Consider the following 12528-nt stretch of genomic DNA (forward strand, 5'->3'; position numbering starts at 1 on the left):
CCCGTCAGGGCAAGGCGATCCACTCCCGCCTCACCTCCTGATATACCGAGCTCAGTCCATAACCCTGCCAGATATCCGCCACCGAATCGGCAAACACCCCCAGGGAGAGCGACTCGCGCAGCGCCTTCAGGGTGGCAGGCGGCAGCTGAGGGTTGCAGGCCAGCCAGCGCTCGACCCGTGCCAACACCATGACGCGGCGGATCTTGCGCTCCTGCGGCGCAACCATCAGCTCGGGCAGCACGTCGCTGATCAGCAGATCGAAGCGACCTGCCTGCAGCATGGCAATCCCGCTCCCCGCCTTGGCCAGGGGCTCGTAGTGGATCGCCGCATTGTCGAGCAGCTCCCTCAACTCGGCCACATCGATGGCCCCTATGCTGTAGCCGCGCAGCGCCTCTATGTTGCTCAGGCTGCCGATCGTGCCCGATTGGGCGTACACGGCCAGGGTAATGGGGGCGATGCGGGCCACGTAGCGCAGGATCTCGGCGTTCTCGGCAGAGAAGTGCACCGCCAGCCCGCAGCTGTCGGGATCGGTGGCCAGCACCTTGAGCAGGCGCCGTACCGGCATCGGCAGGAAGCGCACCCGTATGCCGCGCTGCTGGGCCAGGCGGGTGAAGGCGTCGACATAGGGGCCGCTCAGCACCCCCTTCTGTAGCTGGATGAAGGGGGGATAGGCATCGGCATAGATGTTCAGTACGGGCGCCGCGAGCGCGAGCGGGCACCACAGCGCCAAGAGAAAGCACCAGACCTTCACCACCCCTCCTAACGATGTGTCACCAGCTCCACCGGGGTCTGCACTATGCCGGGCAGATCGGCCTGGGCCATCTTGCCGGCGAGGGCCTTGAGGGCCAGATCGAGGGCGTATTGCGCCTGCTTGCCCGGATATTGATCGGCCGTCGCCAACACGCGACCGTCGTCGATATAGGGCTGGACCCCGGGGATGTGGTCATAGCCGCCGATCAGCACCTTGCCCTGCAATCCGAGCTCGGCCACGGCCCGGGCGGCGCCGATCGCCATGTTGTCGTTGCTGCACAGCAGGGCCTTCACCTCCGGCACGGCCCTGAGCAGGTCGAGGGACGCGGCATAGCCCTGCTCCGTATCCCAGTAACCGCTGCGGATCCCTGCCACCAGCATGCCGGCGGCGCGCAGGGCGGCGCGAAACCCGTCGCTGCGGGCGCGGCTGTTGATGGCACCGGGAGGCCCCTCGATCAGCCCGACCTTGCTGCCCGGCGGGAGGGCCTTGGCCACCTGCTCGCCGACGCTGCGCGCCCCGGCGAAGTTGCTGGGGCCAACGAAGGGGATGTTGACCCCCTCGAGCACCAGAGCCCTGTCATCCAGCTTGTTATCCATGTTGATGACCAGGATGCCGGCCCGGATCGCCTCCATCAGCACTGGCAGCATGGCCACCGAGTCGGTGGGCACAACGATGAGGGCATTCACCTTCTGGGCTATCATCCGCCGGATGATAGCCTCCTGCCCCGTCACATCCACCTCCTGTTGTATGCCCTCGACGATCAGCGTCAGATCGTCCGGGTGGGCGGCGGCATACGCCTCGGCCCCCTTCGCCATCTCCACGAAGAACTCGTTGCGAACCGACTTGAGCACCATGCCGACGGACGGCGCCCCCCATGCTCCCCAGGCCGTTAGTGTGACCATCCCCCAGAACAAGACTCGGTGCCAGCGCTTGATCATGCGTCCTCCTGCCCAGTTGACCGCCCCCACGAGGGCCATGACACAGCTCAAGTGTATGCCAACCGAAGCGGGGGATGCCCGTGGACCGGCGCCGCTCATGCCAGAAGATGGCCGCGGCGCCCATAAGAAAAGAGAGGCCGATGGCCTCTCTTCATGCGTCCCGTTAACCGGTTTAACGATGCTCGCCGGTGAGCCCGCGCGTGACACACCAGCGGAGCCCCTCGGCAAGCCAGCCCAGCAACTGCACCAGGCCGAGGGGAATGGTCAGCAGCACCAACCAGCGCTGTGGCTCATTCAGGTCAGTCAGCCCCACCGACTGATACAGTAGCGGGGTAAGCAGGGCCGCCAACAGGATCACCCCGAGACGCCACTTCGATTCCGTGACTCGCATCTTGAACCTCAAAAGAAACCCATACGAAGCTCATGGTATCAGGGCGTCACAGAGCAAACCCTGCGCAGACTCACAGACCGGCGCGCGCCTCTTGCATCAGGGCTCGCATGTCGCTGACCGCCTTGGCCAAGCCGTCGAAGGCGGCGCGGCCTATGATGGCGTGACCGATGTTGAGCTCGATCATCTCGGGGATGGCGGCGATCGGCTTGACGTTGTGGTAGTGCAGGCCGTGGCCGGCATTGACCTTGAGCCCCTTGCCCGCCGCGTAGGAGGCACCCGCCTTGATGCGCTTGAGTTCGGCGTTCTGCTCGGCCTCGCTCACCGCATCGGCATAGCGGCCGGTGTGGATCTCGATGAAGGGGGCTCCGCTCTCGGCGGCGGCGTCGATCTGCACCGGATCGGCATCGATAAACAGCGACACCTGGCTACCAACGGCGGCCAGACGCGCCACAGCGTCCTTGATCTTGTCGAGCTGGCCGGCCACGTCCAGGCCACCCTCGGTGGTCACCTCGGTGCGCTTCTCCGGCACCAGGCAGACGAAGTGGGGCTTAAGACGGCAGGCGATGCCGATCATCTCCTCGGTGACCGCCATCTCCAGATTCATTCTGGTCTGGATGGTCTGGCGCAGGATCTCTACGTCACGGTCGGTGATGTGGCGGCGATCTTCGCGCAGGTGCACGGTGATCCCGTCGGCACCGGCCTGCTCGGCCACGAAGGCGGCCTGTACCGGATCCGGGTACTGGGTGCCGCGGGCGTTGCGCAGGGTGGCGATGTGGTCGATGTTGACCCCCAGATAGATCTCGCTCATTGACTACTCCTTGGATGAAACCTTGCGTTTGAGAAACAACTCCCGGCTCCTGAGGCGGCGATGCCCCAGATAGGGTTGCAGGGCCAGCCGGCTGAATCGCTTGGCGGCCTGCAAGATGGCCGGGCTATCGAAACGGTGCTCGGCAAAGGCGTGCAGATGAGCACCGAGAAAGAGGTTGGCGGGATCGGGTGTGCGCTCGCGGGCGACAAAGCCCAGCTCGCGCTCGAACCCGTACAGGCAATCGGGGAGGACGGGCGCCTCCTCGTCGGCGGTGATCTCGAAATCGACCGCGTAGCCGAGCGCCTCCAGCAGCAGGAACTCGAAGCGGCGCAGGGGCAACTCGGGCACCGGGGTGTCGACCAGCAGGGTCAGCGCCTCGGCATAGGCCTCGAATACCTCGGGAAAGGGGCTGCCGGACTCCAGCAGGTAATAGACCAGCTCATTGAGATAGAGGCCGTAGAAGAGGCGATCGCCGGCCAGACGGCGCGGCAGGCCGAGGGGTTCGGCGCGGGTCAGTGTCTTGAGATCGCCGCGTCCACGCCAGCTCAATGCGAGGCGGGCGAATGGCTGCAGCACCCCCTTGAGAGGGGAGCGGGCGGCGCGGGAGCCCTTGGCCACCAGGGTGAGGCGGCCCAGCTCGGCGCTGAACACCTCGACCAGCTGGCTGGTCTCCCGATAGGGGCGGGTGTGAATGACGAAGGCGGCGACCTGGTCGCCGCCGTCACGGACGCGGGGCTGCATGGGCATCCCGCCGCACGTCAGTCGTCACCGTAACCGAGACTGCGCAGGGCGCGCTCGTCATCGGCCCAACCGGCCTTCACCTTGACCCACAGCTCAAGGTGCACCTGGTTCTGGAACAGCCGCTCCATGTCCATGCGCGCCTCGATGCCGATGGTCTTGATCTTCTCGCCCTTGTTGCCGATCACCATCTTCTTCTGCCCTTCCCGCTCGACCAGGATCAGACCGTTGATGTGGAAGATGCCGTTATCCTCGACCTTGAAGCGTTCGATCTCCACGGTCACGGAATAGGGCAGCTCCTCACCGGTGAAGCGCATCAGCTTCTCGCGGATGATCTCGGCGGCCATGAAGCGCGACGAGCGATCCGTGATGTAGTCTTCCGGGAAGAAGTGATCGTTCTCGGGCAGCCACTCCTTGGCCCACTCGCGGATCTTCTCCACGTTGTCACCCTTGCGCGCCGAGATGGGCAGGACATGGGTGAACTTCATCTGGCTGCCAAGGAACTCCAGGTGCGGCAGCAGCGCCTCCTTGTCCTTGATCTGATCGACCTTGTTGATCGCCAGCACGATGGGACACTTGAGGCCGCGCAGCTTGCCCAGCACCATCTCGTCATCCTTGGTCCAGTGGGTGCCGTCGACCACGAACACCACCATGGCCACGTCGCCCAGCGAGCTGGTGGCGGCGCGGTTCATCAGGCGGTTGATGGCCCGCTTCTCCTCGATGTGCAGACCAGGGGTGTCGACGTAGACGGTCTGGTAGGCGCCTTCGGTGTCGATGCCCAGGATGCGGTGCCGGGTCGTCTGGGGTTTTTTCGAGGTGATGCTCACCTTCTGCCCGAGCAGCTGGTTGAGCAGGGTCGACTTGCCCACGTTGGGGCGGCCGACGATGGCGACGAAGCCGCAGTAAGTCATCTCGTGTTCGCTCATAGCAGCTGCTCCAGGGCTTGTTGGGCGGCGGCCTGCTCGGCCTTGCGACGGCTCGAGCCTATGCCAACCAGGGGAGCCCCCAGGCCGTCCACGTCACACTGGACGGTGAACTCCTGATTGTGGGCCTCACCCTTGACGTTGATGACGGTATAGGTCGGCAACGGTTTGCGATTGCCTTGCAGGATCTCCTGCAGACGGGTCTTGGGATCTTTCTGCTCGACGCCGGGCTTGATCTCCTCCAGGCGGCTGGCGTACCAGCCCAGCAGCAGGGTACGGGTGGTATCCATGCCGCTGTCGAGATAGATGGCGCCGATGATCGCCTCGACCGTGTCGGCCAGGATCGACTCGCGGCGGAAACCACCGCTCTTGAGCTCACCCGGCCCCAGGATCAGGTGATCGCCGAGCTCGAACTCCCGGGCCAGCTCGGCCAGGGTTTTCTCGCGTACCAGGGTGGCGCGCATGCGGCTCATGTCACCTTCCGCCACCTGGGGGAAGCGGTGGAACAGCTCCTCCGCGATCACCAGGCTGAGGATGGAGTCGCCCAGAAATTCCAGGCGCTCGTTGTGACGGGAGCCGGCGCTGCGGTGGGTCAGGGACCGAGTCAGCAGCTCGTCGTCGTTGAAGCTGTAGCCCAGACGGGACTGCAGCCGATTACGCTTGATGGTCATCACTTGATTGCGCCAATACGGTTGAAGCGGACGCCGGTCGGGATCCAACCCGGCAGCGACGATCCCTCTTCCCGTTCAAATTCAAAACTGATCCAGATGGCGACCGCCTTGCCGACCAGGTTCTGCTCGGGCACGAAGCCCCAGAAACGGCTGTCGGTACTGTTGTCACGGTTGTCACCCATCACGAAGTAGTGCCCCTCCGGCACCACCCACTCATCCGGGTAGGTCCCGCTCTGACGGTAGTAGCGGTCCACCAGATCGGGCATCACGGGGTTACGCAGGGTCTCATGGCTCACCGCTCCCAGCTGCTCGGTGTAGCGATCGAGCGGGATCCCCATCTGGGTAAATTCACCGCGCTGCTCAAACTTCACGTCCAGCTTCTTGAACCCTTCGCAGGTCTGCCCTTCCTCACAACGGGGGCGAATCATCAGCTCCTTGTTGCGATAGAGGATACGATCTCCGGGCAAGCCCACCACTCGCTTGATGTAGTCGACGCGTGGATCCAGCGGATACTTGAAGACCACGGCATCACCGCGCTGAGGGGCGCCGGTCTCGAGGAACTTGGTGTTGGTCACCGGATCGCGCAGGCCGTAGGCGAACTTCTCCACCAGGATGAAGTCGCCCACCAGCAGGGTCGGCATCATGGAGCCGGACGGAATCTGGAACGGCTCGTAGACGAAGGAGCGCAGGATCAGCACCAGGGCGATCACCGGGAAGACGCCACCGGTCTGCTCAACCCAGACCGGGCGCTCGGCCAGCTTGGCCAGGCTCTTGGCATCCTCGGCGCCGTTGGCACGGGCAACGGCCACCTTGGCGGCGCGCTGCTTGGCCCATACCAGCTTGTCGACGGTCCAGATGATGCCCGTCAGTACGGTGACGACGACCAGGATCAGGGAAAAGGTGCTCGCCATGAGAGATTAGTCCTTACCTACGTGGAGAATGGCCAGGAAAGCCTCCTGCGGCACGTCGACACGGCCCAGGGACTTCATCCGTTTCTTACCCTCTTTCTGCTTCTGCAGCAGCTTCTTCTTACGGCTCACGTCGCCACCGTAGCACTTGGCGGTGACGTCTTTACGCAGGGCCTTGACGGTGCTGCGGGCGATGACGTGGTTGCCAATGGCGGCCTGAATGGCGATGTCGAACATCTGGCGCGGGATCAGCTCGCGCATCTTCTCCACCACCTGGCGACCCCGGTATTGGGAGTTCTCCTTGTGGGTGATAATGGCCAGAGCGTCGATCCGCTCGCCGTTGATCAGGATGTCGAGGCGCACCATGTCGGAGGTCTCGAAGCGCTTGAAGCCGTAGTCCAGGGAGGCGTAACCGCGGCTGGTGGACTTGAGGCGATCGAAGAAGTCGAGCACCACTTCCGCCATCGGGATCTCATAGGTGAGCGCCACCTGGTTGCCGTGGTAGACCATGTTGGTCTGCACGCCGCGCTTCTCGATACACAGGGTGATGACGTTGCCCATGTACTCCTGCGGCAGCAGGATGTTGCACTCGGCGATGGGCTCACGCACCTCTGCGATGCTGGTCACCGCCGGCAGCTGGGCCGGGCTGTCGATGTAGACGGTCTCACCGTCGGTGGTGAGCACCTCATAGACCACGGTCGGTGCCGTGGTGATGAGATCCAGGTCGTATTCACGCTCCAGACGCTCCTGGATGATCTCCATGTGCAGCATGCCAAGGAAGCCACAGCGGAAGCCAAAGCCCAGGGCGGTGGAGTTCTCCGGCTCGTAGAACAGGGAGGCATCGTTCAAGGAGAGCTTCTCGAGCGCGTCACGGAACGCCTCATAGTCGTCGCTGGAGATGGGGAACAGGCCCGCATAGACCTGGGGCTTAACCTTCTTGAAGCCCGCCAGCGGCTTGTCGGCGCCATGCTTGGCCAGGGTCAGGGTATCGCCCACCGGCGCACCGTGGATGTCCTTGATGCCGCAGACAACCCAACCTACCTCGCCACAGCCCAGGCCGTCGGTGTCCACCTGCTTGGGGGTGAAGATACCGATGCGATCGACGCCCCAGGTCTGGCCTGTGCTCATGACTTTGATCTTGTCGTTCTTCTTCAGAGAACCGTTCTTGATGCGCACCAGGGAGACGACGCCCAGATAGGAGTCGAACCAGGAGTCGATGATCAGCGCCTGCAGCGGCGCCTCGGGATCCCCTTCCGGAGACGGGATCTTGGCCACTATCTCTTCCAGCACCAGATCGACGCCGAGGCCGGTCTTGGCGGAGCAGCGCACCGCGTCGATCGCGTCGATGCCGACGATGTCCTCAATCTCTTCGGCCACGCGTTCGGGCTCGGCCGCCGGCAGATCGATCTTGTTGAGTACCGGCACCACTTCCAGGTCCATTTCCATGGCGGTGTAGCAGTTGGCCAGAGTCTGTGCCTCAACCCCCTGACCGGCGTCGACCACCAACAGCGCCCCTTCACAGGCAGCCAGGGAACGGGATACCTCGTAGGAGAAGTCCACGTGGCCCGGGGTGTCGATAAAGTTCAGCTGATAGGTGTTACCGTCTTTGGCCTGGTAGTTCAGGGTCACACTCTGTGCCTTGATGGTAATGCCGCGCTCACGCTCCAGGTCCATGGAGTCAAGCACCTGAGCCTGCATCTCACGGTCGGAGAGTCCGCCACAGGTCTGGATCAGGCGGTCGGACAGCGTCGACTTGCCGTGGTCAATGTGGGCGATAATGGAAAAGTTACGAATGTGTTTCATCGAGCAATAATCACTCAAAAAAGGGTTGTGTCCGGATATGGAGGCAGGATTTTACTGGATAAGCGCACGCTCGGCCATTCTTTAGTCGGCCACCCCAGTAAAATCGCCTCCTGCGGGGCTTAAGGATGGAAACGGGTGGGGATGACGCCACCCAGCATACGGGGGGCATACTCCCCCTCGCCGAGGCGACGGGAAAGGTAACGAACCAGTAAAAAACCAGCAGCGCCGCCGAGCGCTGTGGTGAGGATGCTGACCCCTTCGCCGGCCTGAAGCAGGGGACGCAGCCAGAGTTGGCCGAGCAGTCCGCCCCCCACCAGGCAGAGCAGGGGAAGCAGATAGACCAGCAGGGCCCCCTGGATCAGGCTGTGCTGGGGGATGCCGATGCGGATCTGCTGGCCCACCCTCACCTCGGCGCACAGGCGCACCCGCACCCGTTGGGCGCGATTGGCCATGGCCTTGGCGACGGTGCCTGTGCCGCAGTCACTCTGCTGCTGACAGCTGTTGCAGGCGCTGCGCCGCTCGCAGCTGACCCAGGCGTGGTCGCCGTCGAGTTCAACCACGGTGGCCAACTCCTCGCTCATGGGATTCATTGCACCGCCTCGTTGCGTGAGATGGGCTTGATCGACTCGGCGATGCGCTTGGCGGTTTCGGCAGGCACCTCCCCGACCACAGTAATCTCAACCCCCACCTCGTTGACGAAGCTCACCAGGGTGGTTGCCCCCTGGCGGATCAACTGCTGGCGCACACTCTGTTTCGGGTCGGCGCGAGCGACGTAGACGGAGAGATCCACCAGGCCGTCGGAGGCCATCATGTAATCCACAGGGACATTGGTTGCCACCAACCGGTGACGATCCCGCGACTTGAGGGTGAAGCCGTCCGGCAGCCAGGTGATGCGCCAACCCAGATCTTGCTGGGGCGCCTGATAGGCCTCTTCCAGCGCCAACGCCGGAGGCTGGGGGGCGGCGGCCAGTTTACTGAGCCAGGCCGGCGGGGCCGTGAACAGATCGAGATCGACCCCCAACACCTGCTCCACCAGATTGCCCTCGCGATCGAGCATATCGACACGCAGCAGGAGCTGGCTCTCTTCGTCGATCCAGACCACAAAGCCATATTTATCTCCGTCACGGGGCACCAGCCGCACCACCTGGGAGACCTGGCCGGCGACGCGGCTGCGCCCGGCCAGCACCACGTCATAGGAGTGGATCAGCTGATCGAGCGGCACCCGTTGCAGTGAGCTCCAGATACCGGGGAAACGAGCCCCTTTCAGGGTATAGGGTGAGTGGCCATATTCGAAGAAGGTGTAATCATCGGCCCGCTGCAGAAACTCGATGTTTTGACCATCCAGATGGGTCAGGTGGGCCACCTGCTGCCCCTTGATGACGGCATGACTGTAACGAAGGGATTCGATACGACCCTGGCGGACCTTGACCATGGAGAGTTCGAAGTTGTGGGTGTGGGCGGCACTCTGCATCTGTTGCAGCAAGGCCTCGGCCGACGCAGGGTCGGCCGAGGCCTGGGAGCAAATCAGGAGCAGAGCGGCCGGTACTGCGAGGCGACTCTTGCGCACGAAGACTATTCCTGAACCTGTTGTGCCTGATGGAGACGTTGCTGGAGCTGATGATCGCGCAGGAAGGCGTTGATACGCTCACGCTGCTCGTTCATCTGCTGCTCGGTCAGCGCCTGCTGACGAGCACGGCTGTCATCCTTGGGATAGTGAACACTCACCGGGGCGGCATTTCCTCCCACGGGTATGGTGTTGAGCACGGGATTAACCGGTGCCACCGGATCCTGCACCTGATAGTGCTGCACCCCGAAGATAACGGCGGCAGCGACAGAGGCGGCGATAGCATATTGGCCCATCTGCTGGCCGAAGCGACGCACCAGCGGAATCACCTTGCCGCCATGACGCGGGGCAGCCGGTGTCGGCTGGGGCGCCAGCACAGTCGGCTCTGCCTCGAGAGCCAAGGCAATCTTGTCACACAGATCGAACTGCATGGTGTCAGGCAGCTCGCCCCGCATGGCATCACCGATGAGATGATAGCGTGACCAGCTGGCTTGCTGCTCGGCATCGCTCATGACCTCATCAATCGCCTGCCGACCCTGCTCACCGTCCAGCACCCCATCCATCAGGGCGGAAAGTTGCTCTTTGTTCGCCATAAGAAAACCTGTATCCCCAAGTTAATGTGCAATCAGAGGTTGCAGCTTCTTGTCGATCGCTTCCCGCGCCCGAAAGATTCTGGAACGCACGGTACCGACCGGGCACTCCATGATCTCTGCAATCTCTTCATAACTCAGCCCTTCCAGTTCGCGAAGGGTGATTGCCGTCCGCAAGTCTTCGGGCAGCGACTCTATGGTGGCGAAGACGGTCCGTTTGATCTCGTCGGTCAACGCCAGGTTTTCCGGTGTCGAGACCTCGGTCAAGGCCTCTCCCCCGTCGTAGTACTCTGCCTCGTCTGCCTCCACGTCACTGCTGGGGGGACGGCGCCCCTGGGAGGTCAGGTAATTCTTGGCCGTGTTCACGGCGATTCGGTACAACCAGGTATAGAAGGCACTCTCGCCGCGAAACGAGCCGATGGAGCGATAAGCCTTGATAAAGGCCTCCTGTGCCACATCGGGTACGTCGCCGGGATTGCTGACATAGCGTGATACCAGGTTGACCACCTTGTGCTGATACTTGCGTACCAGCAGGTTGAACGCGTTCTTGTCACCGCGTTGAACGCGCTCAACCAGTTGTTCGTCCAGTAGATTCTGGTCGCTCATTGGAGCCGTAAAACCCCCATCAGGTTATTGTTCTTCTCTTCCGGCCCTTCCTAAGCGCACTAGTTCAGACAGGGTTCAGCAAGGAAAGTTCGCTCGGGCGCAAAAAAATGTGATGCAGGCTGCATCCTGCCGGCCCCTTGGGCTACCATAGGGCCAGTTTTAACTCAGGCCAATGATACTTATGAAAGCAAGTGTTGAATACCTTTGCGACGTACTCATCATTGGTAGCGGTGCCGCCGGTCTCTCTCTCGCCCTGCGCCTGGCAGACTCGGCAAAAGTCCTCGTACTGAGCAAGGGGCCCATCAGTGAAGGGGCCACTTTCTATGCGCAAGGAGGCATCGCTGCCGTGTTCGACGAGACCGACAGCATCGAATCCCACGTCAATGACACCCTCAACGCCGGCGCCGGATTGTGCGACGCGCGTGCGGTCGAATTCACCGCCCGCCACGCCCGCGACTCGATCCAGTGGCTGATCGGCCAGGGGGTACCGTTTGACAAGGAAGAAGGAGAAGAGGGGGAGGAGCACTATCACCTCACCCGCGAGGGGGGCCACAGCCACCGCCGCATCTTCCACGCCGCCGATGCCACCGGCAAGGCGGTGCAGACCACCCTGGTCGATCAGGTGCGCCAGCACCCCAATATCCAGCTGATGGAGCGCTTCAACGCCGTCGATCTCCTCACCACCCGCAAGCTCGGCCTGCCCGGCAACAAGGTGCTCGGCGCCTATGTCTGGAACCGCAACAGCGAAGAGGTGGAGGTGGTGCGCGCCCGCTTCGTGGCCCTGGCCACCGGCGGCGCCTCCAAGGTGTATCAATACACCTCCAACCCGGACGTGAGCTCGGGCGATGGCATCGCCATGGCGTGGCGTGCCGGCTGCCGGGTGGCGAATCTGGAGTTCAACCAGTTCCACCCCACCAGCCTGTTCCACCCGGACGATCGCAACTTCCTGCTGACCGAGGCACTGCGCGGTGAGGGCGCCTACCTGCGCCGCCCCGACGGCAGCCGCTTCATGCCCGATTTCGACGAGCGTGCCGAGCTGGCGCCACGCGATATCGTCGCGCGCGCCATCGACCACGAGATGAAACGCCTCGGGGTGGACTGCATGTATCTGGACATCAGCCACAAGCCGAGCGATTTCATCATCAAGCACTTCCCGACCATCTATGAGCGCTGCATGGCGGTGGGGATCGACATCACCAGGGAGCCCATGCCCGTGGTGCCGGCCGCCCACTACACCTGTGGCGGTGTCATGGTCGACAAGCACGGTCAGACCGACATTCCGGGTCTCTACGCCATCGGCGAGGTGACCTACACCGGGCTGCACGGCGCCAACCGCATGGCCTCCAACTCCCTGCTCGAGTGCGTGGTCTACGCCCGCTTCGCCGCCGAGGACATCCTGGCCAAGCTGCCGGCGAGCGAAGAGCCGCCCGCCCTGCCCGCCTGGGACGAGAGCCAGGTGGACGACTCGGACGAGCGGGTGGTGATCCAGCACAACTGGCACGAGCTGCGCCTGATGATGTGGGACTACGTGGGGATCGTGCGCACCAACAAGCGCCTCGAGCGCGCCAAGCGCCGCATCGAGCTGCTCAAGCAGGAGGTGCAGGAGTACTACGCCAACTTCCGCGTCTCCAACAACCTGCTGGAGCTGCGCAACCTGCTGCAGGTGGCCGAGCTCATCGTCGAGTGCGCCATCCGCCGCAAGGAGTCCCGCGGCCTGCACTATAACCTCGACTACCCGGATCAGCTGCCCAATCCCAAGCCGACCATACTCACTCCCAAGCCGGAGTAACCAAGGGGCCCATCATGGGCCCCTTCTCGTTTCCCTCATTCGGGTGTG

14 protein-coding genes are annotated in these 12528 nt (G+C 63.1%); 1 reads left to right on the top strand and 13 read right to left on the bottom strand.

Features of this window, described 5'->3' with window-relative positions; genetic code table 11:
• Positions 1-4 precede the first annotated feature (4 nt).
• The 13 genes from BN1121_RS02585 to rpoE form a co-directional block, all read right to left on the bottom strand.
• Complete coding sequence (locus tag BN1121_RS02585) at positions 5-751, bottom strand: transporter substrate-binding domain-containing protein (RefSeq protein WP_005346453.1); 747 nt, start codon at positions 749-751, stop codon at positions 5-7.
• A gap of 8 nt (positions 752-759) precedes the next feature.
• Positions 760-1689 carry a sugar ABC transporter substrate-binding protein gene (locus BN1121_RS02590; protein ID WP_005346456.1) on the bottom strand — a complete coding sequence of 310 codons (930 nt, stop codon included), beginning with the start codon at positions 1687-1689 and terminating at the stop codon, positions 760-762.
• 172 nt (positions 1690-1861) lie between these two features.
• Entirely contained in the window at positions 1862-2080 is a 219-nt protein-coding gene (locus BN1121_RS02595) for a hypothetical protein (protein WP_005346459.1), read from the bottom strand.
• 70 nt (positions 2081-2150) lie between these two features.
• Positions 2151-2888: a pyridoxine 5'-phosphate synthase gene (gene pdxJ, locus BN1121_RS02600; protein ID WP_005346463.1), complete on the bottom strand. Its 738-nt coding sequence runs from the start codon at positions 2886-2888 to the stop codon at positions 2151-2153.
• A gap of 3 nt (positions 2889-2891) precedes the next feature.
• A complete protein-coding gene (gene recO, locus BN1121_RS02605; protein ID WP_005346466.1) occupies positions 2892-3629 on the bottom strand; it encodes a DNA repair protein RecO in 738 nt (245 codons plus the stop codon).
• Positions 3630-3646: 17 nt separating this feature from the next.
• On the bottom strand, positions 3647-4552 hold the full coding sequence (gene era / locus BN1121_RS02610; RefSeq protein ID WP_005346469.1) for a GTPase Era: 906 nt from the start codon (positions 4550-4552) through the stop codon (positions 3647-3649).
• A complete protein-coding gene (gene rnc / locus BN1121_RS02615; RefSeq protein ID WP_005346473.1) occupies positions 4549-5220 on the bottom strand; it encodes a ribonuclease III in 672 nt (223 codons plus the stop codon). The genes era and rnc overlap by 4 nt, the downstream gene beginning before the upstream one ends.
• Positions 5220-6131, bottom strand: a complete 912-nt coding sequence (lepB, locus tag BN1121_RS02620; RefSeq protein WP_005346475.1) for a signal peptidase I — start codon at positions 6129-6131, stop codon at positions 5220-5222. The genes rnc and lepB overlap by 1 nt, the downstream gene beginning before the upstream one ends.
• A 6-nt stretch (positions 6132-6137) precedes the next feature.
• The gene (gene lepA, locus BN1121_RS02625; protein ID WP_005346477.1) at positions 6138-7931 is read right to left on the bottom strand and encodes a translation elongation factor 4; all 1794 of its coding nucleotides are present in this window, start codon (positions 7929-7931) and stop codon (positions 6138-6140) included.
• Between the two features lie 119 nt (positions 7932-8050).
• Complete coding sequence (locus BN1121_RS02630; protein WP_043157020.1) at positions 8051-8512, bottom strand: SoxR reducing system RseC family protein; 462 nt, start codon at positions 8510-8512, stop codon at positions 8051-8053.
• A gap of 5 nt (positions 8513-8517) precedes the next feature.
• Complete coding sequence (locus BN1121_RS02635; RefSeq protein ID WP_005346481.1) at positions 8518-9498, bottom strand: MucB/RseB C-terminal domain-containing protein; 981 nt, start codon at positions 9496-9498, stop codon at positions 8518-8520.
• A gap of 5 nt (positions 9499-9503) precedes the next feature.
• Positions 9504-10088, bottom strand: a complete 585-nt coding sequence (locus BN1121_RS02640) for a sigma-E factor negative regulatory protein (RefSeq protein ID WP_005346483.1) — start codon at positions 10086-10088, stop codon at positions 9504-9506.
• A 21-nt stretch (positions 10089-10109) separates the two neighbouring features.
• Complete coding sequence (rpoE, locus tag BN1121_RS02645) at positions 10110-10691, bottom strand: RNA polymerase sigma factor RpoE (protein WP_005346486.1); 582 nt, start codon at positions 10689-10691, stop codon at positions 10110-10112.
• A 181-nt stretch (positions 10692-10872) separates the two neighbouring features.
• Here rpoE and nadB point away from each other — a divergent pair, with 181 nt between their 5' ends.
• Complete coding sequence (gene nadB, locus BN1121_RS02650; protein WP_005346487.1) at positions 10873-12480, top strand: L-aspartate oxidase; 1608 nt, start codon at positions 10873-10875, stop codon at positions 12478-12480.
• The last annotated feature ends 48 nt before the right edge of the window (positions 12481-12528 follow it).

The sequence above is a fragment of the Aeromonas diversa CDC 2478-85 genome, from assembly GCF_000819805.1.
Taxonomy (GTDB): domain Bacteria; phylum Pseudomonadota; class Gammaproteobacteria; order Enterobacterales; family Aeromonadaceae; genus Aeromonas; species Aeromonas diversa.